We start from the raw sequence: 23,659 nt of genomic DNA, 5'->3' as shown, positions 1-23,659 counted from the left end.
TTTCAAACATGGTCTAAAGCAGTATGATCATGGGCTATATGAAATGAATTTATAACAAAAGAGACAGGAAGTAAACAATATGGAACAGGAAATACGCGAGTTTATTGAATACTTACATAATACGAAAAAAACATCCCAGAATACAGAGGTTTCCTATCAGCGGGATCTGAACAAGATGGCTGCATACCTGGAAATGAAGGGGATTATGAAAGCGGAAGATGTCCGTGAATTTGATCTCATGGGATACATGGATTATATGGAGAAAGAGAACTTCGCGTCATCCACTATTTCAAGAAGTGTTGCTTCCATGCGTGCTTTTTTTCAACACATGTTTGCACTTAGGAAGATGGAAGAGAACCCCACAGATAATCTGAAATCTCCAAAGGTAGAGAAGAAGCTTCCGGAGATTCTCAGTATTCAGGAAGTTGACGATCTTTTGAAGCAGCCAGATCTGACTACGCCTAAGGGAATTCGGGATAAGGCTATGTTAGAGCTTTTATATGCCACTGGTATGCGTGTCAGCGAACTGATCCATCTGGAGACCACAGATGTAAACCTTCAGCTTGGCTATGTGGTTTGCCAGGAGAATAAAGAGCGTATCATTCCGATTGGAAATGTAAGCAAGGAAGCGTTGAATCTTTATCTTGAAGAGGGACGTAAGGTATTTGTGAAAGATGATTCAGAGCATGCGCTGTTCACAAATTGCTCCGGTAAGGCCATGAGCCGTCAGGGCTTCTGGAAAATGCTGAAAGGCTATGCCCAGGAGGCTGGGATTCACAGAGATATTACGCCACATACATTGAGACATTCTTTTGCAGTACATATGCTGCAGAATGGAGCAGACATCCGAAGCGTCCAGGAAATGCTGGGACATTCCGATATTTCTACGACTCAGGTATATTTAAGCATGAATATTAACCGGATGCGAGATGTGTATATGAAAGCACATCCAAGACATTGAGAAGAGCGAATAAGATGATAACTGTCCATGGGAGAGACCTGTGGGCAGTTTTTTATGTAATAGGAAATTCCGTTGGAATTTCCTATTACATAAAAAGCCCTACCGGGCAGGATCGCACTGCGGCGGAAAGGTAGTTGTCGCTCGAGGCGACCCGCCGCAGGCGGAGAAGCCTGCAAGCAGGATTCTTTTTTATGTAATGAAAATTCTGCAAAGTAAGAGTCTTTCTTGTATTATAAAAATGTTTGACCGAAAATTCTATCGGAAGATATTAGAGCGTGTCTGAAAAATCTCCCGCATTCCGAAATCAGAATACAGGAGATAAATAAATTTTATTTTTGAAAATATACCGCAAAGTGGGGCGTGTAGATTGCGGAAATGATTTTTCAAACAGGCGCTAGCACATCTCAGCGATTGTATAAAGCAGCTTCTCAGATTCTTCCCATCCAAGACAAGCATCTGTAATGGATTTACCATATACATGGTTTGGTCCGATCTTCTGATTGCCTGGCTCAATGTAGCTTTCGATCATAAGACCCTTTACCAGCCCACGAACATCAGAATCAACCTGACGGCTGTGAAGAACTTCTTTGGCAATACGGATCTGCTGCTCATACTGCTTGTTGGAGTTGGAATGGTTGGTATCCACGATGGTAGCCATGTTCTTCAGGTTCTTAGCGGAATATTTCTCGAAAAGAAGACGAAGATCTTCGTAATGGTAGTTCGGAATAGCCTCTCCGTGTTTGTTTACAGCACCACGAAGAATGGTATGTGTCAACTCATTCCCTGTAGTTTCAACTTCCCATCCCCTGTAGATAAATGTATGGCTGCCCTGAGCTGCAACAACAGAGTTCAGCATAACACTGAAGTCACCACTTGTAGGATTCTTCATTCCCGCCGGAACATCCATACCGCTGACAGTGAGACGGTGCTGCTGATCCTCAACAGAACGTGCTCCTACAGCAACATAGGAAAGCAGATCGGAAAGGTAACGCCAGTTCTCTGGGTAAAGCATCTCGTCCGCACAGGTAAATCCGCTCTCTTCAATAGCACGGATGTGCATTTTTCGGATGGCAACAAGACCGGCAAGCATATTAGGTTTTTTCTCCGGATCTGGCTGGTGAACCATTCCTTTATAACCCTCTCCGGTAGTACGAGGTTTATTTGTATAAACACGAGGAATGATTAAAACTTTATCCGCGATCTTGTCCTGAACTTTGCGAAGTCTCAGCAGATAGTCGCATACAGCATCTTCATTATCTGCAGAACAGGGACCAATGATTGCAAGAAATTTATCGGATTTTCCAGTGAATACGTCACGGATTTCCTGATCACGTTTCTCTTTCAGTGCCTTGATCTTTGCATCAATGGGATATTGGTTGCGGATCTCGTCGGGGGTTGGAAGCTTTTTGATGAATTCAAATCCCATGGTATTTTCTCCTTTTATCGGCAAAATTTATTTTCGATTCAATATTATAGACTATGATGGAAAAAATGTCGATAGGCAAATTGCGGGAATGATTTTTCAAACATGCTCCAGTCTGTTTAGATAAATGAAATGAAGCAAGGTAAGAATCAGTTGGGAAAGGAGCATTCCGTAAAAATATCCACGGATTCCAAGCACAGGAATAGAAAAGAAAACAAATCCAATTCGGATACACACTCCTGCAATATTGTGAAAAAGGCAGGCATCCGGGCGCCCGAGACCGTTCAGAATACTTTCCAGTGCAGTATTTGTATAAAGAAAAGGGCAGATAAAAGCCAATGTCCTTATGTAAATCCCCGCAGTTTCACTGTGAAAAAGAAAATTTCCCAGTGATTTTCCGAAAACAAAGAAAAAGAATGTACAGAAGCCTCCGAAGAAAAAGCAGTTTTCGCAGGTACGGCGGATCACATGACGGATTTTTTTCTCATGACCGAGGGCCTGTAAACCAGCCACAGAAGGCATCAGCATAACAGAGGCAGAATTTGTCAGTGTCGCCGGGAAAAGAATCAGCGGCAGCGCCATTCCGGTAAAAATTCCGTACACAGACAGGGAATCAGTCCGATTTATTCCAGCCAGAAGCAGTCTTTGGGGAATAAGAACCATTTCGATGCCAGAGAGTAAGGTAAGCAGCAGCCGGTTGACAGAGTGGGGAACTGCAATCTGGGCGATTTCTTTTATAAGAGCATTTATGGAAGTGGCAGTATTGTTTTTGACAGAAGCTGGTTGTATATGTGAAATATATTTTACAGCAGAAGGTGAATTTCTGTGAGTGCCTTTGCACATACAGAAAAATACTCGTAAAATACGTCGAAGCAGTCCGGTGACTGGTTTGTAATTTTCCCTGGAAAAATCCAGTCCAAGCGCCAGCATACATGCTACAGTGGCTGTAAGTTCACTGAAAAGTGCACCTCCGGCCGCTATTACAGGGGTAATCTCTTTTTTCTGGGAAATCAGAATCAGGTAGATCACGTAAGTGCTGCCAATCCGGGAGGTCTGCTCAAGAAACAGGATAAAAGCTGGAATTCCAGTCGTTTTTCTGGCATAATAAAAGCTGTTTACGCATGAATGCAAGGCTGCAAAAGGAAAACTAAAGGCAAGAATACGAAGCAGAACCGCAGTACGCGGCTCTTTTAACAAAGCAGAAGCCACAAAATCTGCATTCCAATAGACCAGAAAAGATAAAAGTCCGCAAAGTGCCATCGAAAGAAATGTTCCAAGAAGCAACGCATCTCTGGACTCTTTTTCTTTTCCAAGGGCAGTGAAAGAGGCACACAGCCTGGAAATAGCAGCCTGAATGCCCATACAGCAGGCTGCCAGTACGATTGCGTGAACCGGAAGCGTAAGCTGGTAAATTCCAACTCCCTGTGCACCAATAGTATGAGATAAGAATATTCTATAGAAGAAACCCATCAGGCGGCTGACAAGGCCGGTAAGAGTAAGAATCAGGGTTCCTTTGATAAAAAGTTTGTCAGACATAAGAATCCGCCTATCCTCTTCATCCTTTTAATTAGTTTATGCTGTAAATGTGCCTTGACAGAACTGTTATTATCTGGTAAAGTGGGATAGAAATCCAAGCGAAATACTAGGAAATAGAAAAGTACCTAAGGAGATAGATGAAATAACCCTTTCCCGGGAGTCTTTCATATCGAATTGATACCAATAAACCAGGAGGAAGAAAAATGGGAAAAATGATATATCTGGATAATGCGGCTACTACCAAGACCGCTCCGGAAGTAGTAGAAGCAATGCTTCCTTATTTTACCGAAATGTATGGAAATCCATCCAGCATTTACGACTTCGCATCCAAGAGCAAAGAAGGCGTCAGCAAGGCAAGAGGCCAGATCGCAGATGCACTTGGTGCCAAGAAAGAAGAAATCTATTTCACAGCTGGCGGTTCAGAGTCTGATAACTGGGCACTGAAAGCCACCTTTGAAGCATATAAATCCAAAGGAAACCACATCATCACAACCAAAATTGAGCATCATGCAATCCTTCACACCTGCGAATATCTTGAGAAAGAGCGCGGAGCGAAGATCACATATCTTGATGTAGATGAGAATGGTATTGTGAAGCTTGACGAGCTTGAGAAAGCTATTACACCAGAGACGATTCTGATTTCTGTTATGTTTGCGAACAATGAGATCGGATCTATCCAGCCGATCAGGGAAATCGGTGCAATTGCCAAAGAGCATGGCATCCTTTTCCACACAGATGCAGTACAGGCTTTTGGACAGGTGCCGATCAATGTAGATGAGTTAGGAATTGATATGCTCAGCTCCAGTGGACATAAGCTGAATGGACCGAAGGGAATCGGTTTCCTTTACATCCGCAAGGGTGTTAAGATACGTTCCTTTGTACATGGTGGAGCGCAGGAGAGAAAGCGCCGCGCAGGTACAGAGAATGTTCCTGGAATCGTAGGTTACGGCGTTGCTGCAGATCGTGCAGTCCGCACTATGAAAGAACGTACAGACAAAGAGATTCAGGTAAGAGATCATTTCATTGAAAGAATCCTGAAAGAGATTCCGTATGTGAAATTAAATGGTGACCGCACCAAACGTCTTCCGAATAATGTAAATGTAAGCTTCCAGTTCATCGAAGGAGAGTCCATGTTGCTTATGCTTGACAATTATGGCATCTGTGCATCCAGCGGTTCCGCCTGCACATCAGGCTCCCTGGATCCGTCCCATGTACTTCTGGCTATCGGACTCCCACATGAGATTGCACATGGTTCCCTGCGTATGACCTTAAGCGAGGAGACTACCATGGAAGATGCTGATTTTGTAGTAGATAAGCTGAAAGAAATCGTAGCTTACCTGCGATCAATGTCTCCATTATATGAAGATTTTATAAAAAAACAGTAACTGTTCAGTACCTTCACAGTTACACGCTTCGCGATGCACAGAAATCATGCTTTGCATGATTTCGCGCCGACATTCTCGGGTTTTCTGTGAACTACGTTCACAAAAAACACCTCGCGGAATAGTGCCTGCTGAATAGTTAAAAAAAATAAAAAATTTGATTAAAACACTTGCCAGGAGGAAAAAAAGATGTATAGTGAGAAAGTAATGGATCATTTCCAGCATCCACGTAATGTTGGAGAAATAGAGAATGCAAGCGGTGTCGGTACAGTAGGAAATGCCAAATGCGGCGATATTATGAGAATTTTCCTGGATATCGATGACGAGACACATATTATCAGAGACTGCAAATTCAAAACCTTCGGCTGCGGTGCCGCAGTAGCAACCAGCAGTATGGCTACTGAGATGGTAAAAGGTAAAACTATTGAGGAAGCCATGAAGCTTACCAACAAGGCTGTTATGGAGGCTCTTGACGGACTTCCGCCAGTGAAAGTACACTGTTCTCTTCTTGCAGAGGAGGCTGTACATGCTGCACTGTGGGATTACGCACAGAAGCATCACATTGAGATCGAAGGTCTGAAGAAACCGAAGTCTGACATTCACGAGGGTGAAGAGGCAGAGGAAGAAGAGTATTAATAGTTACTGCGAACTGCAGTAATTATAAAGTGTCGTCATCGATACAAAAGAATAATATTTTTTACAGGAAACCGAATCCTTAAGCAGATTTATTTCGTTACAGATAAATAGGTGGTAAAGATGAGGCAGACCGTAAAGAGAATTCATCAGGGCGGATGTTATCATCTGCCCTATTTTAATACAATGGCACGAACGGTTTTTTGACCTTTTGACACTGGTATCATACAATGGGAAAAAGAGTAAAACGGAAACATCCTTAAATAAAACATAAGAATGAAGGAAGTAACGATGACAGGACTGACAAACGAACAGGTACAACAAAGAATTGAAGAGGGGAAAATCAATGTCAATGAGAACCCCAACACAAGGAGCTATAAGCAGATCGTAAGGGAGAATGTGCTTACATTTTTCAACTTTCTGAATCTGGCTCTGATGATTATGGTATTGCTGGTTGGTTCCTATAAGAACTCCATGTTCATGGGAATTATTGTGATCAATACGGTGATCGGAATCATCCAGGAAGTGCGTGCGAAAAAGACGTTGGATAAGCTGTCTATCCTTACGGAGAGCAAGGCAGTGGTCTTGCGTGAAGGCAAAAAATGGTCTATCTCCACGGAGAAGCTGGTTCTGGACGATATCCTTTTTCTGAAAACAGGAGATCAGGTGCCCGCAGATGCCAAGGTGCTTGAGGGCAGTATTGAGGTCAATGAATCCCTGCTGACCGGTGAATCGGATAACCTTCAGAAAAATGAAGGGGACGAGCTTTTTTCAGGAAGCTTTGTCACATCCGGAGAGGCCTGCTGTCAGGTTATCCACGTTGGCAAGGATAATTACGCATCTCAGATTACCAGCGAGGCGAAGGAATTTAAACGTCATAACTCAGAACTTCGTAATTCCCTGAATGCGATTCTGAAGACTATAAGTGTGATCATAGTTCCTATGGGAATGCTGTTGTTTTATAAGCAATATTACATTGCGGGAAACGGAATCCGGGATGCAGTAGTGAATATGGTGGCTGCTGTCCTTGGAATGATCCCTGAGGGACTGGTGCTCCTTACCAGTGTGGCGCTGACTCTTGGTGCGCTGACACTGACCCGTAAGAATACCCTGGTGCAGGAATTGTATTGTATTGAGACTCTGGCGAGAGTGGATACCCTCTGTCTGGATAAAACCGGAACCATCACAGCCGGTACTATGTGCGTGGAACAGGTACAGCCCTATGTGGAAGGGATGGAGATCAAGGCTCCGGAAGCAGAAAATGAGAATATAAGCGAAAGTACAATAAATGGAATAGCGAATCAAGCTCAGAAAGTTCCAGAAATGGCAGCTGCAGAGGCGCAGTCTGAAGTATCCGTGGTTGCGGCACAATTGCAGATAGGAGTTGTTATGGGAACTACTGAACAGCTGTCAGCACAAGATTCACAGGGCAATGTCAATACTGATTTAGCCATCAGCGGCGCCCAGCCAGAATTGACCATGGGTGAGATCGAACGTGTCATGGCAAACATGATGTCCGTTTTAAAGGACAAGAACGCCACCGCAGATGCACTCCACAAACGCTTCTCCAGAAGAACGGACATGCCGGTAGATCATTGCATTCCGTTTTCCTCAGATCGCAAATACAGCGGTGTAGCCTTTAAAACAGAAGGAACTTATCTGATGGGTGCTGCCCAGTTCCTTTTCCCGGATGGAAATGAAAACTTGATCAAGCAGTGTGCTGCTTATGGAAAAGAAGGCTTACGTGTTCTGGTGTTGGCGCATAGCCCAAACCTGAATCGGGAGAATGAGCTTCCGGAAGGGTTAAAGCCGGTTGCGTTATTTATGCTTACTGACATTATCAGGGATAATGCCCCTGAAACCCTGGCATTTTTCAAAGACCAGGGCGTAGATCTGAAAGTGATCTCCGGTGATGATCCTGTGACTGTTTCTGCCATTGCAAAAAAAGCAGGACTGGAGAATGCAGATAAATACATTGATGCCACTACCATCACCACACCGGAGGATATGGAGCGTGCCGTTGAAGAGTGTTCCGTATTCGGCCGTGTAACTCCGCAGCAGAAGAAAGAGATGGTGCTTGCCCTTCAGAAACAGAAGCATACAGTTGCCATGACCGGTGACGGTGTGAACGATGTTCTGGCACTGAAAGAGGCAGACTGCAGCGTAGTTATGGCAGAGGGAAGTGACGCTGCCAAGAACATTGCAAATGTAGTGCTCATGGATTCCAATTTTGCCGCTATGCCGGAAATTGTGAACCAGGGACGCCGTGTGGTGAACAACATTCGTACCGCAGCCTCCATGTTCCTGATCAAAACTATTTTCTCTGTGCTGCTGTGTCTGATCACTATTTTCTGGGGCGATAGCTATCCGTTTGAGCCAATTCAGATGTCCCTGATCAGTGCCTGCGCAGTGGGTATCCCAACCTTCCTGCTCGCCCAGGAAAACAACTTCAACAAGATTGAGAGTGGTTTTCTGCGTTATGTATTTATGAATGCATTCCCAGCAGCAGTCACCATTACGGGATGTGTATTTACCATTATGCTGGTCTGCCAGAACGTTTACCATAGCAATGTAATGCTGAGTACAGCCTGTTTCCTGGTAACCGGATGGAACTACATGGCAGCTTTGAAGACGGTATACGCGCCTCTAAGCAGGTACAGGAAAATCATTATTTACGGTATGCAGTTTATTTTCTTCTTTGCAGCCGTATGTGTGCAGAACCTGCTTGCACTTGGCTCCCTGGAGTTCGGAATGATCATCCTGGTATTTATCCTGATGACCTTCTCTCCGGTTGTAATCGAAGTTATCACAGAATGGTGCAGATCTTTGTATAACAAGGCACATGAGAGGGAAAAGAAAGGAATTATTTCTCTGTTTTTGGAGAAAGTGCAGAAATAATGACTGACCTGGTCTTGAGTGGTAATCAAAAATAATACTTCAGGCTGAATTTATAAAGAAATGCAAAAAAATGCTTCATCGCTTGTTATGGCGATGAGGCATTTTTTTAACACGTTCTAAAAGCCGGGCTGATTGCTTCTGCCGGGTATGGAAAAACAGGGCTTCGTTATAGTTTTACAAAGTTTGGTTTCCGATCTTTAAATACTGTATAATATTTAAATCCACATTCTTTCAGCACCTGCGCGGCCCTATCAAAAGCGTATCCTATTTTATCCGGCGTATGCGCGTCAGCACCAATGGTGATGATTTCGCCCCCTAGTTCTTTATAACGTCGGATGATATCCGTACATGGGTTTGGCTCTCCAAGACCGTAGTGATAACCGCCAGTGTTGATTTCCAGTCCTACATTTGTGTCTGTCAGTTTTTTCAGAATCGCATCCAGAATGTTCCGATATTTTTCATAAGAATAAAACTGGTTTTTGTTTGGACCATAGCGGACAATATAATCCAGATGTCCATAAGTGTCCATTTCATGAAATGCATCCAGATTCTCCAGAATGGATTCAAAATATTCAAGATAAGCCTTTTCCTCGTCCCTGTCCTGGAAAAATTCCGGGTAGTAGGGGTCAGCACCGTGGACTACGTGAGAAGAACCAATCACGAAATCGAAAGGATATTCCTTTAAAAGATTGTGAAAATATTGTTTAAGATGAAGCTGCAAACCGATCTCAATACCGAAATGGATGTGAATCTGATTCTTGTAAGTCTCTTTCAGTTCGTTGAGTTTAGTGTAATAGGCGGGAATATCCAGGGCAAATTCCAGGTCATCCGGAGTTGGTGGATAGTCTGGATCCAGATGCTCTGTAAAGCAGATTCCCTTAAACCCCAGTGCAGTGGCCTGGCGGATCATATCCGCAGTGGGAGTGCCGGAATCTGCGGAAAATTCAGAATGCATGTGGCAGTCCCACAAAACTCCGGGAGAGTTGGAAAGTATTTTCATAATAACCTCCTTATAAATTATAAACCAAGCAAAGTATTTTAAAAATATATTTTCTGTAAATATAAAGATATATTTTATGGATAAGTGTACAGCGAAGGAACATGTGAAAAAAATTCTTCCTACACGAAAAAGAAAGGAAAAAACGTGCATAAATGCTGCCAATGTGTCATAAAAGGGACTTAATTGTCTCATTTGAGAGCAGTATATCATATCAGAGAATATTTGTGGCAATTTGCCTGTTATTTTTTTGAAAATAGGCTTGAATTTTTGTTCGGAATTAGGTACAATACGCTATAGGTTGATGTTTCTTTCACAAAGATTGAAGCACTCACATAATTTTTACCATTTAATTCATAGGAGGAATTTATCATGGCAGTAAAAGTTGCAATTAATGGTTTTGGACGTATTGGTCGTCTTGCATTCCGTCAGATGTTCGGTGCAGAAGGATTTGAAATCGTTGCTATCAACGACTTAACATCTCCTAAAATGCTCGCTCACTTATTAAAATATGACTCAACTCAGGGAAGATATGCTCTTGCAGATACAGTAGTAGCTGGAGAAGATTCCATCACAGTTGACGGAAAAGAAATCAAAATTTATGCAAAAGCTAACGCTGCTGAGCTTCCATGGGGAGAGATCGGTGTAGACGTAGTTCTTGAGTGTACTGGATTCTATACATCCAAAGACAAAGCTCAGGCTCATATCGATGCAGGTGCTAAACACGTTATCATTTCCGCTCCGGCTGGAAACGACCTTAAGACAATCGTTTACAATGTAAACCATGAGACTCTTACAAAAGAGGATCACATCATTTCCGCAGCTTCCTGTACAACAAACTGCTTAGCTCCAATGGCTAAAGCACTTAATGACCTTGCTGCAATCAAATCCGGTATCATGTGCACAATCCACGCTTACACAGGCGATCAGATGACACTTGACGGACCGCAGAGAAAAGGCGATCTGAGAAGATCCCGTGCAGCTGCAGTTAACATCGTTCCGAACAGCACAGGTGCTGCTAAAGCAATCGGTCTTGTTATCCCAGAACTGAACGGCAAACTGATCGGTTCCGCACAGCGTGTTCCAACCCCAACAGGTTCTACTACAATCCTTACAGCAGTTGTTGAAGGAAATGTAACTAAAGAGCAGATCAACGCAGCTATGAAAGCAGCTTCTAACGAGTCCTTCGGATACAACGAAGATGAGATCGTTTCCAGCGATATCGTTGGTATGAGATTTGGTTCTCTGTTCGATGCTACTCAGACAATGGTTCTTCCACTTGAGAATGGCACAACAGAGGTTCAGGTTGTTTCCTGGTATGATAATGAGAATTCCTACACAAGCCAGATGGTTCGTACAATCAAACACTTTGGTAAACTGCTTAACGCTTAATTAGTAGCAGAGTAGGGTTTTCGAATGCTGGCAAGCTATAGTTTGGCGGCATATGAATAAGACTCAGAGAAGGGTCCGGTCTGAATAGGACCGGACCCTTTTGTCTGTATAAAAAGTTAAATTTTATAAGGAGGCATAACAAGATGCTGAATAAGAAATCTGTTGATGACATCAACGTAAAAGGCAAAAGAGTCCTCGTAAGATGTGACTTCAATGTACCTCTGCAGGACGGTAAGATTACAGATGAGAACCGTCTGGTAGCAGCTCTTCCTACAATCAAGAAGCTTGTTGCAGATGGTGGAAAGATTATCCTTTGCTCTCACCTTGGAAAACCGAAAGGAGAGCCGAAACCGGAGCTTTCTCTTGCACCTGTTGCAAAACGTCTCACAGAACTTCTCGGACAGGAAGTGAAATTCGTTCCAAGCCCGGTTGTTGTAGATGACACTGTAAAAGCAGCAGTAGCTGACATGAAAGACGGCGAGATCATTCTTCTTGAGAACACTCGTTATCGTGCAGAAGAGACTAAGAACGGTGATGAATTCAGCAAGGAACTTGCTTCTCTTTGCGACGTATTTGTAAACGATGCATTTGGTACCGCTCACAGAGCACATTGCTCTAACGTTGGTGTTACCAAATATGTAGATACAGCTGTTGTTGGATATCTGATGCAGAAAGAGATCGATTTCCTCGGAAACGCTGTAAACAATCCTGACAGACCATTCGTAGCTATCCTTGGCGGCGCTAAGGTTTCCAGCAAGATTTCTGTTATCAACAACCTTCTTGACAAGGTAGATACTCTGATCATCGGTGGTGGAATGTCCTACACATTCTCCAAGGCTATGGGCGGACATATCGGAAGATCCCTTTGCGAGGATGATTATCTTCAGTATGCATTAGACATGATGAAGAAAGCAGAAGATAAAGGCGTTAAGCTTCTTCTTCCTGTAGATAACAGAATCGGAGATGACTTCTCCAACGACTGCAACATCCAGGTCGTAAAACGTGGCGAAATCCCGGATGGATGGGAAGGAATGGACATCGGACCAGAGACAGAGAAACTTTTCGCTGACGCTGTAAAAGATGCCAAGACAGTTGTTTGGAACGGACCGATGGGCTGTTTCGAAATGCCGAACTTCGCTCATGGCACAGAGGCTGTTGCCAAAGCTCTTGCTGATACAGATGCTACCACTATCATCGGTGGTGGTGATTCCGCTGCAGCTGTTAACATCCTCGGCTATGGTGACAAGATGACACACATCTCCACAGGTGGCGGTGCGTCTCTTGAATTCCTTGAAGGAAAAGAGTTACCAGGTGTAGCAGCAGCTAACGATAAATAAATAGAGCACTTAATGAAAGCAAGCTGTAAGCGCAGCTTGAATTATGTGCGAATTTGGTTCGAAGGAACTTAATGAGAGCAAGCCAACGGCGCAGACCAGCTGACTTTCATATATGGTGATGTCGCCTGCCGGCGACATGTCCGTTTAGTGAATCGAACTTCCTTATCACACAAAAGGAGATATATAAGATGTCTAGAAAGAAAATTATTGCCGGAAACTGGAAAATGAACATGACTCCAAGTGAGGCAGTTAAATTAGTTGAAACTTTAAAACCATTAGTAGCTAATGATGACGTTGACGTAGTATTCTGCGTACCGGCTATTGATATTCTTCCTGTAGTTGAGGCTGCAAAAGGCTCCAACATCCAGGTTGGTGCTGAGAACATGTACTTCGAGGAGAAAGGTGCTTTCACAGGCGAGATTTCCCCGAACATGCTTACAGACGCTGGTGTTAAATACGTAGTTCTCGGACACTCTGAGAGAAGAGAGTACTTCGCTGAGACAAGCGAAACTGTAAACAAAAAAATGCTTAAAGCATTTGAGCATGGAATTACTCCAATTATGTGCTGTGGAGAGACTCTTGATCAGAGAGAGCAGGGCGTAACTATGGACTTCATCCGTCAGCAGGTTAAAGTTGGTTTCCAGAATGTTACAGCTGATCAGGCTAAAACAGCCGTTATCGCTTACGAGCCAATCTGGGCTATCGGAACTGGTAAAACAGCTACAACTGAGCAGGCTCAGGAAGTTTGCGCAGGAATCCGTGCTTGCATCGCTGAGATCTATGATGAGGCAACTGCAGCAGCAATCCGCATCCAGTACGGCGGATCTGTAAACGCTAAGACAGCTCCGGAGTTATTTGCTCAGGCAGACATCGACGGCGGTCTTGTAGGCGGTGCATCCCTGAAACCAGAGTTCGGCGATATCGTAAACTATAACAAATAATAAAATAATAGCTATTTTTTAGCTAATGTGTCCAAGCGAGAAGTAATTAAACGCCCCTAAACACAAGGATGATTGGTAAATATTACCAATTGAATTGTGGGTAGGGGCGTTTTATAATTTACCTACTATCACTTTTTGGTATCACTTTTGGAAGGAAAAATCACTGTCATTCAAATAAGCAGAAATAATGAAATTAGGTATCGTTATTACGAGGCCGATTTCATAAATGTCCAGATAAGTTGTTAAATGCCTTTAAATGCTGATAGCTAGAGCATTTAGCGGATTTCCGACTTGGATAAAACTCTATATAAATTCATGTGATTTTTTGAAAAATGGCCCACTTTGTGGCCCACTAACTTTTGATCGAAGTCCTAATATGGTAAGAAGAAGCGCCTGTAGGAGCGCTTCTTTTTTTCTGCACAGGAAAGACCGCCTGTGGTGCGCTGCTGAATTTAAAAATGTCCGCACGGAGGCGGGCATGATAACAAGAAAATCCCTGGATTAGAAAATATAAAAATCTTACTCGCCAAATCGTTATCAGATTCTTCATCATTTAGAAGATAATCCATATCTGGAAGTCCATTCTCGTTTCTCTTGCTATATAATATTTTGTAAATCATTTTGCATGGATGTTCGCTGATAATAAGTATTTATGATATCCTGTAAAGTAATTGTATTCATCTTTTCTTCAGTGTTTTTTTGAATTTCATTATAGAATCCCTGCAAGGACAACTGAATATTAATGCCAACGCCACAATCAGGGTTGGTATGAGTATCTAAATGAAGTAGCGGTTTCTCGCCCTCCACTGCTTTATAAATATCCAGCAACGTAATCTGGTCTGCTGGTTTTGAAAGAGAAGGACGGGCATGTCCGGCTACACTGGTCATAAGTTCGGCCTTTTTTAGTTTTAACATGAGCTGGCGTACAAAGCCGGGATTTGTATGGATACTTTCTGCAATTGAGGCACTGGAGAGTGAGTTTTCCTGGTTGATAGCAATCAGAACCATTACATGGACAGTATCGCTTAATTTCGTTGAGTATTTCATGATAAGAAACTCCTTGTAGTATGATATAATGATTTTGGTTTCACGTTTTTGAGGCGAAAATATTTCTGGTTTGTCAAAAACATCCCAAGTTCTCAACAGCTCTTTTTAATGTGTTGAGAAATTGTACATATTTTTTATTTTGATGATTGTAAATAATATAATTACAACTATAATGAAATTTAAAGGAAAAGTCAACATAGTAATAAAACTTACGGAGGATTGTATAATATGCTGATTGTGGACAAATTAAAAGGAAATTTATATACCAGAATCAAAAAACATATGACTAAAAAAATGTATCACCTTTATTATCGTGAAAACAGGGAAGCTTCACAGTCTAAAGAAGAATATGAAGCAAATTTATTAAGAGCATACCGACATTTAGACGCATGCAGATTCAAAAATAAGGGATGGCCATGTCCAACATGCCCAAGTTGCTGTTTTTGTGGAAAAGATTATGAAACTATGACTGAGGTAATGGATTTTGCCCGGGAATGGATGAAAGAGAATCCGGACAAAGCCAGATTTATGAAACCACCCAAATTCTTGCATAAACATTGATTATTATATGATGCGATAAAATGTTCGCAAAGGGGAAGTTATGGAATACAAAAATCAAACAGAAAATCGTGCATTTCAGGAAATGCTGCTGGCAGCAGTAAAACGGTTACAAAATCGTTCTGGAGAGGAGATTGCTGCAAAAAGTGGGGCTGTTTTTCATAGCAGCCGAAATGTGCTTGAAGTACTGAGTTTTTATGAAACGATTGAAATTCAACTCCCTGAGTTTCGTATTAACTCAAACATGGACGAATGGCATTATCTGACATTGCTGCATTATCTGGATATGGCCGATGGAACAGAAGGTTCACAGAAGCTCATTACTTTTGGTAACCTGAAAGATGGATTGATTCGAGGAACCAAGTTTGACCGGACCGCAGAGCAGAAACTGGAAAAGCTTTTGCAGGATAAAGATCCTGAGAAAATTCAGAAAGCATGTAAAAACCTGGGTGCAGAATTTACAGAGACAACGGCGGATTTGTGTGCTGTTTTTCCAGTTCTGCCAAGATATCCGGTAACTTTAAAAATATGGTTTGCAGATGAAGAATTTCCTGTATCTGGCAAAATATTTCTTCAGGATCATGCCGATCATTATCTAAGTGTAGAAGATGCGGTAACAGTTGGAGAAATTTTGCTGCAAAAATTATCGGAAGCCTTTTCTTCTCTCTGATCATGAATCAGAAAACTTTCCAGCCCGGCTTTGATAAATTTGTCGATTACTGTCTGAATCTGTTTCCAGTCATTACAGTGATTGCGGAGCATCAGTCTGTTGATGGAAAGGCAGCCATTCATTTGAAAATAAAAAACCGATTCTGCCTGTTCAAAGGTCAGGAGGCTGTGTGACATAAGCCAGGTCACATAGCCTTCTTTTGTATTTTCTGCTATTTTTTCCAGAAGAATAGGGGCAATTGCATCATCCAGAAACAGTGCCCTGTATTGTGATTCCATCTGTATTTTCTGACAGAACGGATAGGAACAGCTTTTTTGATTTAGACAGAATAAATGATCTACAGTTGTTAACATATCCTGAGTCATATCATTAAAAATATCTGATAATACATCATGGATATCGTAGTAATGAAGATAAAAAGTGCCACGGTTGATTTCAGCATTTTTGCAGATCTCTGTAACTGTAATTTTCGTAAAACTTTTCTGCTTTAACAATTCTAAGAACGTATCTTTTATGGTTTGCCTGGTATAGCGGGTACGGCGATCTTGTTTTCTCGTTTTTTCTGACATTATATACTCCTGTATTAGTTAGTATCATATAATTTCTCAACAATTTTTCTGATGTGTTGAGCAGCTATACAAATCTCATAGATTGATTATTGTAATTTATATAGTAACAACTATAATGGGATTTAAAGAAAAAGTCAACAGATTGTTCAGAATTTTAGGAGGAAAAACATGGGACATGTAATTGCTGTATCAGGAAAAGGCGGTGTAGGGAAAACAACCCTTTGTGGATTGTTGATTCAATATTTATGTGAAAATAGAAAACATCCGGTTTTAGCTGTAGATGCAGATGCAAATGCGAATTTGAATGAAGTGCTCGGCGTTGAACCTGAGATTACACTCGGAGAACTGAGAGAAGAGATTGAACGTGCAGGAGTTGATCCACGATATCAGATTCCGGCAGGAATGACAAAACAGGCTTATCTGGAAATGCGTCTTTCCGATGCAATTGCAGAAGAAGACGATTATGATTTGATGGTAATGGGGCGAACCCAGGGACAGGGCTGCTATTGTTTTGTAAATGGTCTTGTGCAGACCCAGGTTCAGAAACTGCAAAGCCATTATCCATATATTGTGGTTGATAACGAAGCAGGTATGGAACATATCAGCAGAGGAATCCTGCCAATGATGGAAGTTGCGATTCTTGTGAGTGACTGTTCCAGAAGAGGTGTTCAGGCAGCCGGACGTATTGCAAGGCTGATGAAGGAGTTAAACTTTAAACCACAGAAAACTGGATTAATCGTGAATCGTGTTCCAGATGGAAAACTGGATGCCGGAACTCTGGAAGAAATCCGAAATCAGGGACTGGAACTGTTAGGGGTTGTACCACATGATGACCAGGTATATCAGTATGACTGTGCTGGAAAACCAATCATACGGCTTCCGAAAGATTCTCCTGTAAGAAGTGCACTGGGAGAAATTGTAAAGAAGATAGGATTGTGAGTTGGAGGATTGAAAGTATGAAGATTACAGTATGTGGCAAAGGTGGCTGTGGAAAAAAGTACAGTATCAGCGCTGCTTGCCAAAGAATTTGAACGAATGGGAAAGGCTGTTCTTGTAGCTGATTCTGATGAATCAAATTATGGACTGCATCGCCAACTTGGTGTAAAGCTTCCAAGGGATTTTACAGAGTATTTTGGTGGTAAGGAGAAAGCTTTTAAAACAATGATGGCAGGAGAGATTCTTGATACTGTGAAGTTGTCTGCATTTGCAAAAAAGTTCTATTCGGAACCATTTACATTGAATGAGATACCCGAAGAATATATTTCACGAAACAATGGCGTGATGCTTATTTCCAGTGGAAAAATACATCAGGCAAATGAAGGCTGTGCCTGCACAATGAATAGTATTTTAAAGCAATTTATCAAACATCTGACGGTAGGAGAAAATGAAGTTGTATTGTTGGATATGGAAGCTGGCGTAGAGCATTTTGGACGTGGTGTAGATAACAGTGTGGATTTAATCTTAATGATCGTAGATCCTTCTTTTGAATCATTGAAATTGACGAAAAAAATCCAACAGCTAGGGGACAGCATTGGGAAAACTGTATTTTTTGTGTTAAATAAAGTAAATGAATTGGTTTTGCCAACAATGTTGGAGTCTATTGACGATCAGAGTAAGGTGTTGGCAGTTATTTCAACAGATACAGAAATCGCAAGAAAGGGATTGGTTGGAGATGAACTAATGATGGAAATTCCGGAAATTCATATGCTTGCAAGGAAAATTTTGAAGCAATAAATGAGAGGAAGTAATAAGAAATGAAAATAGCCGTAACAGGAAAAGGTGGTGTAGGAAAGACCACAATCGCTGTAACTCTTGCAAGATTATATGCAGATGAAGGAAAAACAGTGTATGCAGCGGATGCAGATCCGGATGCGAATCTGGGACTGGCACTAGGTTTTTCAGAGGAAGAACTGGCAGAGATTATACCAGTCAGCAAAATGAGAAAGCTGGTGGAAGAACGGACCGGAGCGGATAAAAGCAATACATTTTACAAAATCAATCCAAAAGTTGACGATATTCCGGAGAGATATTCGAAATTTCGTAATGGTGTTAGATTATTGATTCTTGGAACAGTAGAAACAGCCGGAAGCGGCTGTGTCTGCCCGGAAAATGTAATGCTTAAACGGATCATCAACAATCTTATTCTGCACAGAGAGGATGTTGTGGTGCTGGATATGGAAGCAGGTTTGGAACATCTTGGAAGAGGGACAACAGAAGGCATGGATCAGTTTATCGTTGTGATAGAGCCAGGAGCCAGAAGTGTTCAGACTTATAGAAACGTAAAGCGTCTGGCAGAAGAACTGGGGGTAAAGAAAGTAAGAGTTGTTGCAAATAAAATCAGGGATGAAAGTGATGAAGCATTTGTGAAAGACAGAATACCGGAAAGTGATTTGCTGGGATTTGTTCATTATAATCCGGAAATTATGAATGCAGACAGAGAGGGAGTTTCTCCTTATGATTTCAGCCAGACAGCAGTAGATGAGATAAAAAAAATAAAAGAAAAATTAGGTTAAGAAAATAATAGAATATATACAGGAAAAAGGTGAAAAAATGGGATTTTTTTCAGGATGTATGGATGCCAGAAGCATGACTTCAATTAAAGAAGTTAAATGTCCGAAATGTAGTGCAGATATAGAAGTATTTGTGAGAGATGGAAAAACAGTTGGCGAAAGTGTATGCGATAACTGCGGATATATGATAAAAGAAAACCAGATTACACAGATGTAATTTGTAATATTACATCCACTTAACGCAAGAAAGAAGCAGTGATATACTGAAATAAAAGTTATTTATAAAATAATAATAAAAATCTGGAACAATATTGTGTGATTGAACAGTTGCAAAGAATGCAATTGTGGAAGATGAAGAAATTTACGTAAAACAATTAACAGAGTATATCCGGAAATATCAAACGGAAAGGGGAAGATCAATAAAGGTTACGGTATTTGGTATTTGCTGCATCTCGTGCCAAAAACGGTACGAAATAATAACCATGTTATAGTAATGACAACAGGAAATGATACTTTAAAAAGACGAGAGAGTCAAAGAAGGGAAAAAGAGAATGATCAGTGTTGAAATGGAAGATGTTCTGGCGGTATTACAATTATGCAAACCGTATATTATCGGTATTATTGCTGCACTTGTAATTGGAATCGTAATTATGATCGCATGCCGCAGGATGTCCAGGGACAAAAGCTTTCTGATAAGAGGAGAAGCTGCGATCGCAATGGTTCTTGCAGTTGTTGTCTGCGTGAATATGATCTGTTTTGGACCAATGTCTACGTTGATTGGACTGGCAACGGGAAATGGAACTTTAAGCGATGAAACAAATGAAGAAGCTGCGGAAGTAGCAGAAGAAATTATGGAAGACGGAATTGTTCTTCTGAAGAATGAAAGCCTGCTTCCTTTAAATGAAACAAAAAAACTGAATATTTTTGGCTGGGAATCTATTAATCCGGCTTACGGAGGAGCTGGTTCCGGTGGAATTAATGATCTGTATGATATTGTCAGTCTGAATCAGGGACTTGAAAATGCCGGATTTTCTATTAACCAGAAACTGGTTGATTTTTATAACAATTATGGTGCAGATGATCCGGAAATGTCTATCCAGAAACAGAGCTGGACATTACCGGAGCCACCTGTAGATACTTACAGTGATGAGCTTATTAAAAGTGCGAAAGAGTATTCTGATGTGGCAGTTGTGGTTCTTTCCAGAAAAGCAGGTGAAGGTCATAATGATATTCCTATGGATGTAAGAAAAGCAGCATATGATAATAATTCTGATGAATATGATGATTTTCCTGAGGGAGAGCATTATTTACAGCTTTCACAAACTGAGAGAGATATGGTGGATATGGTTTGCTCAAACTTTGATAATGTCATTGTAATTTATAATGGAGCAAATCAGTTTGAACTTGGTTTCGCAGATGAATATCCTCAGATTAAATCTGTTGTATGGTGCCCAGGAACGGGAAATGTGGGATTTAATGCACTTGGTAAAGTATTTTCAGGTGAAGTCAATCCTTCCGGAAAAACACCGGATACATTTATTTATGATATGACGACTGCTCCGTGGTGGAATAATGCAGAAAAAACAGAGTATACAAATCTGGCAGATATGGCTGTTGAAGGAATGAACGCAGGAACTGCGCAGGTGTATGCTCCGGCATTTACCAATTATGTGGAAGGCATTTATGTAGGATACAAGTACTATGAAACAGCTGCACAGGAAGGTGCGATTGATTACGACAAGACTGTACAGTATCCATTTGGATATGGTCTGAGTTACACAGAATTTGAACAGAAAATGGGTGAACTGGAGGAAAAAGACGGACAGATTTCTGTAGATGTAGAAGTAACCAACTCCGGAGATGTTGCCGGAAAAGATGTAGTAGAAGTGTATTATAAACCGCCATATACAAATGGAGGAATTGAGAAATCTTCTGCAAATCTGATCGAGTTTGCAAAAACAGATCTGCTTCAGCCGGGAGAATCTCAGACCGTTACAGTTACATTCAGTATAGAAGATATGGCCTCTTATGATGAGAATAATGCAAAAGCGTATGTTCTTGAAAAAGGCGATTATGTGATCTCTATCAACAGCGATTCACACACTGTGCTGGATCAGAAAACTTATACTGCAGATACTGATGTAGTATATGAGGAAGAAAATAAAAGAGTATCAGATGATACTGCAGCAACAAATGTATTTGAAGATGCAAAAGGCGATGTGACATATCTGTCACGTGCAGATCATTTTGCAAATTATAAAGAGGCTACAGCAGAACCGGCATCTGCAGAGCTGGGTGAGCCATATGCTTCTGAATATCATCTGAACAGTAATTTTGATAAGACTACATATCTTAATGATGAGGATGTAATGCCGACAACGGGAGCAGATAACGGACTTACATTAGAGGATATGCGAGATGCTGATTATGACGACCCTCGTTGGGAAAAACTTCTGGATCAGCTTTCTGTTGATGAAATGGCAAATATGATTGCAATGGCTGGTTATCAGACAGCAGCCATGGATTCTGTGGGAAAAGTGGCTACACTTGATTTCGATGGACCGGCAGCAATTAATAACAACTTTACAGGGGTTGGTTCTATTGGATTTCCGATTGAAGTTGTGATTGCTTCCACATGGAATAAGGAACTTGCACAAACCTGGGGTGAATGCATGGGCAAGATCAGTCAGGAAATGGGTGCAGAGGGCTGGTATGCACCAGGTATGAATACTCATAGAACTGCATTTGGAGCAAGAAACTATGAATATTTTTCAGAAGATGGAGTTCTTGCAGGAAATATGGGTGCAAAAGCAGTAGAAGGAGCAAGAAAATACGGAGTTTATTCTTACATTAAACATTTTGCTATGTATGAAGGTAATGCCAAAATGGTAAGTGTCTGGTCGAATGAGCAGGCAATCCGGGAAATTTATCTGAAACCATTCGAGATTTCTGTAAAACAAGGTGGAGCAAATGCGGTTATGGTTTCCTGGAGTTTCCTTGGAGATAAATGGACTGGAGAATGCAGTAACCTTATGAATACAGTTCTCAGAGATGAATGGGGATTCAGGGGAATGGCGCTTACAGACTTCTTCCGAAACAATGGTCATGGATTTATGAATGCAGATGCAGCTTTGTCGAATGGAGTAGATGTAATGTTGTCTACATTCAATGGAGAAGAGAACAATGTAGCCAATCCAGAGCATCCAACATCTGTACTTCAGATGAGAAATGCCTGCAAAAATGTCATGTATACAGTTGTAAGCAGTTGGGCTTATGATGGAGAACACGAAGAAACAGGTATGGAAAACTGGAAAAAAGCAGGAATTGGTATCGACATTGTAATAGCACTTTTCATGGCAGGAATGGAAGTACTGGTAATCAGAGAATATAAGAAAAGAAAGAATGCTGAATAAGGATGAAAGTGGGATGGAAAACAGTTATGAAACAGCAAAAATTGGTTGAAAAGATGACAATAGAAGAAAAGGCAGCGATACTCAGTGGAAAAACTGTCTGGCAGACCAGAGAAATTGACAGGTTTTCCATCTCGTGTTGTGCTGCTGAAACAAAGGAAAATGGCCGTCTGATTATGAGTGCTGAGGATGTATGGAATGTTTCGCTGACAGCACCAGAGGCGAATATTCTCTTGTGTGCCATTTTTTCTGTGAAAAAGAAGGTTTTCCTATGTGCAGAACCGGCAATACACTCAGGAAAAGACAGTCAGCTCTGTGGAGAAGAAATTTTTTTGTTTTCACAGTCCTGACAGATGCCATGAAGCATATCTCCGCTGCAATGCAGCCGGAAGCCATGATCTTTATACAAATGCTCTTTAAATTCATCCATAAAGTCACAGTCAAGATGCACAACCTTGCCACATCTGATGCATTTCAGATGTAGGTGTTCTGTGCATTTTTTTTCTTCTTCTGCAAACTGAAACACAGCTTTATCACTGTTCAGATCCGGATATTTGATTACAATATGCTCGGCGCAAAGCTTGTCAAGATATCGGTATACAGTTGTTGTATTTACCTTAATTCCTTCAGTTTTTAAATATTTTTCAATATCAGCCACACTGACAGTGACAGCCTTCTGGGACTTCAAATACTCCAGAATAATCTGTCTTGTTTTTGTAGTATAGGGTTTTCGCTCAGCCATTTTCTTTATTCCTTTCATATGTGCTTTTTTCTATTGTATCTTTTTATTTCTCCTAAGTCAATTATGCTCCAAAAATGCAAATAGTTTGCAAATATTATTGACAGCTGATATTCTATGCGTTATTTTAATAAACGCAAACGATTTGCATTTGTTTTAAGCGGATGAGATAATATGCTTTTGAAATTTTATTTTTAGGCACATCAGGTTTGTGCAGAAAGGATTTTATTATGAGAAAAAAATTATTAACTAGAACAGCACTTGCAGCTACAATAGCACTTGGCATTGGTTCTTTTAATCTGGCATATGCAGCAGAAACTGAGGATACTTCTTCTGGAAAAAAACTAAATGTTATGGCAAGCTTTTATCCTATGTATGATTTTGCAACAAAGGTTGGAGGGGATAAGATTGAGGTTACCAATATGGTACCTGCCTTCTGATTTGACGCAGGATGCATGGATAAATGTAACAGGTACATATCACTATGACAAACATAAAGGGATGGAAATTACTGTCACTGATATAGAAGACGCAGAGCCGTCAGAAGAGGAATATGTTTATCCTGCTTATTAAACAGAGATAGCTTGATTCAAGAAAACTATTTATAAGGTATATATTTTGCTCCATCAGAATGTTTGAAACAGAGCTTTGGGGCC

Annotated in this window: 21 protein-coding genes and 1 pseudogene; 16 read left to right on the top strand and 6 right to left on the bottom strand. The window is 41.2% G+C overall.

Annotation, left to right across the window (positions count from 1 at the left end; genetic code table 11):
* The first annotated feature begins 79 nt into the window (after nt 1-79).
* Nucleotides 80-961 (top strand): site-specific tyrosine recombinase XerD, encoded by an 882-nt coding sequence (gene xerD / locus I4V84_RS05940; RefSeq protein ID WP_173718393.1) that lies wholly within the window; start codon nt 80-82, stop codon nt 959-961.
* Between the two features lie 394 nt (nt 962-1,355).
* On the opposite strand, the gene I4V84_RS05935 is transcribed toward xerD, so the two are convergent.
* Both I4V84_RS05935 and I4V84_RS05930 read right to left on the bottom strand, forming a co-directional pair.
* Nucleotides 1,356-2,387: a 3-deoxy-7-phosphoheptulonate synthase gene (locus I4V84_RS05935; protein ID WP_118580970.1), complete on the bottom strand. Its 1,032-nt coding sequence runs from the start codon at nt 2,385-2,387 to the stop codon at nt 1,356-1,358.
* 96 nt (nt 2,388-2,483) lie between these two features.
* Nucleotides 2,484-3,920, bottom strand: a complete 1,437-nt coding sequence (locus I4V84_RS05930; RefSeq protein ID WP_195991420.1) for an MATE family efflux transporter — start codon at nt 3,918-3,920, stop codon at nt 2,484-2,486.
* A gap of 203 nt (nt 3,921-4,123) precedes the next feature.
* Between I4V84_RS05930 and nifS the strand changes: the two genes are divergently transcribed.
* The 3 genes from nifS (at nt 4,124) to I4V84_RS05915 (ending at nt 8,833) form a co-directional block, all read left to right on the top strand.
* Entirely contained in the window at nt 4,124-5,305 is a 1,182-nt protein-coding gene (gene nifS, locus I4V84_RS05925) for a cysteine desulfurase NifS (protein ID WP_118580964.1), read from the top strand.
* Nucleotides 5,306-5,491: 186 nt separating this feature from the next.
* The gene (gene nifU / locus I4V84_RS05920; protein WP_118580961.1) at nt 5,492-5,938 is read left to right on the top strand and encodes a Fe-S cluster assembly scaffold protein NifU; all 447 of its coding nucleotides are present in this window, start codon (nt 5,492-5,494) and stop codon (nt 5,936-5,938) included.
* Nucleotides 5,939-6,211: 273 nt separating this feature from the next.
* Nucleotides 6,212-8,833, top strand: coding sequence for a cation-translocating P-type ATPase (locus I4V84_RS05915; protein ID WP_243284036.1), 2,622 nt, complete (start codon nt 6,212-6,214; stop codon nt 8,831-8,833).
* Nucleotides 8,834-8,999: 166 nt separating this feature from the next.
* Here I4V84_RS05915 and I4V84_RS05910 read toward each other — a convergent pair whose 3' ends face one another.
* On the bottom strand, nt 9,000-9,833 hold the full coding sequence (locus I4V84_RS05910) for a histidinol-phosphatase HisJ family protein (RefSeq protein WP_195991418.1): 834 nt from the start codon (nt 9,831-9,833) through the stop codon (nt 9,000-9,002).
* A 369-nt stretch (nt 9,834-10,202) separates the two neighbouring features.
* Here I4V84_RS05910 and gap point away from each other — a divergent pair, with 369 nt between their 5' ends.
* The 3 genes from gap (at nt 10,203) to tpiA (ending at nt 13,500) form a co-directional block, all read left to right on the top strand.
* The gene (gap, locus tag I4V84_RS05905; protein ID WP_117851616.1) at nt 10,203-11,222 is read left to right on the top strand and encodes a type I glyceraldehyde-3-phosphate dehydrogenase; all 1,020 of its coding nucleotides are present in this window, start codon (nt 10,203-10,205) and stop codon (nt 11,220-11,222) included.
* 143 nt (nt 11,223-11,365) lie between these two features.
* Nucleotides 11,366-12,559: a phosphoglycerate kinase gene (locus I4V84_RS05900; RefSeq protein ID WP_195699427.1), complete on the top strand. Its 1,194-nt coding sequence runs from the start codon at nt 11,366-11,368 to the stop codon at nt 12,557-12,559.
* Nucleotides 12,560-12,747: 188 nt separating this feature from the next.
* The gene (tpiA, locus tag I4V84_RS05895) at nt 12,748-13,500 is read left to right on the top strand and encodes a triose-phosphate isomerase (RefSeq protein ID WP_118580952.1); all 753 of its coding nucleotides are present in this window, start codon (nt 12,748-12,750) and stop codon (nt 13,498-13,500) included.
* A gap of 597 nt (nt 13,501-14,097) precedes the next feature.
* Here tpiA and I4V84_RS05890 read toward each other — a convergent pair.
* The gene (locus I4V84_RS05890; protein ID WP_148462504.1) at nt 14,098-14,547 is read right to left on the bottom strand and encodes an Rrf2 family transcriptional regulator; all 450 of its coding nucleotides are present in this window, start codon (nt 14,545-14,547) and stop codon (nt 14,098-14,100) included.
* A gap of 228 nt (nt 14,548-14,775) precedes the next feature.
* On the opposite strand from I4V84_RS05890, the gene I4V84_RS05885 reads away from it, so the two are divergent.
* Both I4V84_RS05885 and I4V84_RS05880 read left to right on the top strand, forming a co-directional pair.
* Complete coding sequence (locus I4V84_RS05885; protein ID WP_015542172.1) at nt 14,776-15,108, top strand: hypothetical protein; 333 nt, start codon at nt 14,776-14,778, stop codon at nt 15,106-15,108.
* 40 nt (nt 15,109-15,148) lie between these two features.
* Entirely contained in the window at nt 15,149-15,775 is a 627-nt protein-coding gene (locus I4V84_RS05880) for a DUF3786 domain-containing protein (protein ID WP_195991417.1), read from the top strand.
* On the opposite strand, the gene I4V84_RS05875 is transcribed toward I4V84_RS05880, so the two are convergent.
* Nucleotides 15,697-16,344, bottom strand: coding sequence for a TetR/AcrR family transcriptional regulator (locus I4V84_RS05875; protein ID WP_015542174.1), 648 nt, complete (start codon nt 16,342-16,344; stop codon nt 15,697-15,699). The two genes, I4V84_RS05880 and I4V84_RS05875, sit on opposite strands and share 79 nt — an antisense overlap.
* Nucleotides 16,345-16,512: 168 nt before the next feature.
* Between I4V84_RS05875 and I4V84_RS05870 the strand changes: the two genes are divergently transcribed.
* The 5 genes from I4V84_RS05870 (at nt 16,513) to I4V84_RS05850 (ending at nt 22,267) form a co-directional block, all read left to right on the top strand.
* On the top strand, nt 16,513-17,283 hold the full coding sequence (locus I4V84_RS05870; protein WP_195991416.1) for an AAA family ATPase: 771 nt from the start codon (nt 16,513-16,515) through the stop codon (nt 17,281-17,283).
* 48 nt (nt 17,284-17,331) lie between these two features.
* Nucleotides 17,332-18,078 carry an ATP-binding protein gene (locus I4V84_RS05865; RefSeq protein WP_243284035.1) on the top strand — a complete coding sequence of 249 codons (747 nt, stop codon included), beginning with the start codon at nt 17,332-17,334 and terminating at the stop codon, nt 18,076-18,078.
* Between the two features lie 20 nt (nt 18,079-18,098).
* The gene (locus tag I4V84_RS05860) at nt 18,099-18,857 is read left to right on the top strand and encodes a carbon monoxide dehydrogenase accessory protein CooC (RefSeq protein ID WP_195991415.1); all 759 of its coding nucleotides are present in this window, start codon (nt 18,099-18,101) and stop codon (nt 18,855-18,857) included.
* Nucleotides 18,858-18,894: 37 nt separating this feature from the next.
* On the top strand, nt 18,895-19,071 hold the full coding sequence (locus I4V84_RS05855; protein WP_195991414.1) for a hypothetical protein: 177 nt from the start codon (nt 18,895-18,897) through the stop codon (nt 19,069-19,071).
* A gap of 334 nt (nt 19,072-19,405) precedes the next feature.
* A complete protein-coding gene (locus I4V84_RS05850; protein ID WP_195991413.1) occupies nt 19,406-22,267 on the top strand; it encodes a glycoside hydrolase family 3 N-terminal domain-containing protein in 2,862 nt (953 codons plus the stop codon).
* Between the two features lie 304 nt (nt 22,268-22,571).
* Here I4V84_RS05850 and I4V84_RS05845 read toward each other — a convergent pair whose 3' ends face one another.
* Nucleotides 22,572-23,006 carry a transcriptional repressor gene (locus I4V84_RS05845; RefSeq protein ID WP_195991412.1) on the bottom strand — a complete coding sequence of 145 codons (435 nt, stop codon included), beginning with the start codon at nt 23,004-23,006 and terminating at the stop codon, nt 22,572-22,574.
* 227 nt (nt 23,007-23,233) lie between these two features.
* On the opposite strand from I4V84_RS05845, the pseudogene I4V84_RS19860 reads away from it, so the two are divergent.
* Together I4V84_RS19860 and I4V84_RS05835 are read left to right on the top strand one after the other, a co-directional pair.
* Nucleotides 23,234-23,437, top strand: a pseudogene (locus I4V84_RS19860) (ABC transporter substrate-binding protein); the annotation flags it as partial.
* Entirely contained in the window at nt 23,412-23,576 is a 165-nt protein-coding gene (locus tag I4V84_RS05835) for a hypothetical protein (protein WP_195379688.1), read from the top strand. The pseudogene I4V84_RS19860 and the gene I4V84_RS05835, both read left to right, overlap by 26 nt.
* The last annotated feature ends 83 nt before the right edge of the window (nt 23,577-23,659 follow it).

Source organism: Ruminococcus sp. 1001713B170207_170306_F1 (genome assembly GCF_015668065.1).
In the GTDB taxonomy this organism is placed as follows: domain Bacteria; phylum Bacillota; class Clostridia; order Lachnospirales; family Lachnospiraceae; genus Blautia_A; species Blautia_A faecis.
The sequence above is the reverse complement of the archived record's forward strand: the minus strand, read 5'-3'. Positions and strand labels throughout refer to the sequence as shown.

What these genes read in the sequence shown, in the direction of transcription:
- tpiA (WP_118580952.1), top strand. Translation starts at nt 12,748, where the DNA reads ATGTCTAGAAAGAAAATTATTGCCGGAAACTGGAAAATGAACATGACT.
- I4V84_RS05935 (WP_118580970.1), bottom strand. Translation starts at nt 2,387, where the DNA reads ATGGGATTTGAATTCATCAAAAAGCTTCCAACCCCCGACGAGATCCGC.
- nifS (WP_118580964.1), top strand. Translation starts at nt 4,124, where the DNA reads ATGGGAAAAATGATATATCTGGATAATGCGGCTACTACCAAGACCGCT.
- I4V84_RS05850 (WP_195991413.1), top strand. Translation starts at nt 19,406, where the DNA reads ATGATCAGTGTTGAAATGGAAGATGTTCTGGCGGTATTACAATTATGC.
- I4V84_RS05855 (WP_195991414.1), top strand. Translation starts at nt 18,895, where the DNA reads ATGGGATTTTTTTCAGGATGTATGGATGCCAGAAGCATGACTTCAATT.
- I4V84_RS05930 (WP_195991420.1), bottom strand. Translation starts at nt 3,920, where the DNA reads ATGTCTGACAAACTTTTTATCAAAGGAACCCTGATTCTTACTCTTACC.
- xerD (WP_173718393.1), top strand. Translation starts at nt 80, where the DNA reads ATGGAACAGGAAATACGCGAGTTTATTGAATACTTACATAATACGAAA.
- I4V84_RS05870 (WP_195991416.1), top strand. Translation starts at nt 16,513, where the DNA reads ATGGGACATGTAATTGCTGTATCAGGAAAAGGCGGTGTAGGGAAAACA.
- I4V84_RS05890 (WP_148462504.1), bottom strand. Translation starts at nt 14,547, where the DNA reads ATGAAATACTCAACGAAATTAAGCGATACTGTCCATGTAATGGTTCTG.
- gap (WP_117851616.1), top strand. Translation starts at nt 10,203, where the DNA reads ATGGCAGTAAAAGTTGCAATTAATGGTTTTGGACGTATTGGTCGTCTT.
- I4V84_RS05910 (WP_195991418.1), bottom strand. Translation starts at nt 9,833, where the DNA reads ATGAAAATACTTTCCAACTCTCCCGGAGTTTTGTGGGACTGCCACATG.
- I4V84_RS05880 (WP_195991417.1), top strand. Translation starts at nt 15,149, where the DNA reads ATGGAATACAAAAATCAAACAGAAAATCGTGCATTTCAGGAAATGCTG.
- I4V84_RS05875 (WP_015542174.1), bottom strand. Translation starts at nt 16,344, where the DNA reads ATGTCAGAAAAAACGAGAAAACAAGATCGCCGTACCCGCTATACCAGG.
- I4V84_RS05885 (WP_015542172.1), top strand. Translation starts at nt 14,776, where the DNA reads ATGCTGATTGTGGACAAATTAAAAGGAAATTTATATACCAGAATCAAA.
- I4V84_RS05860 (WP_195991415.1), top strand. Translation starts at nt 18,099, where the DNA reads ATGAAAATAGCCGTAACAGGAAAAGGTGGTGTAGGAAAGACCACAATC.
- I4V84_RS05845 (WP_195991412.1), bottom strand. Translation starts at nt 23,006, where the DNA reads ATGGCTGAGCGAAAACCCTATACTACAAAAACAAGACAGATTATTCTG.
- I4V84_RS05900 (WP_195699427.1), top strand. Translation starts at nt 11,366, where the DNA reads ATGCTGAATAAGAAATCTGTTGATGACATCAACGTAAAAGGCAAAAGA.
- nifU (WP_118580961.1), top strand. Translation starts at nt 5,492, where the DNA reads ATGTATAGTGAGAAAGTAATGGATCATTTCCAGCATCCACGTAATGTT.
- I4V84_RS05915 (WP_243284036.1), top strand. Translation starts at nt 6,212, where the DNA reads ATGAAGGAAGTAACGATGACAGGACTGACAAACGAACAGGTACAACAA.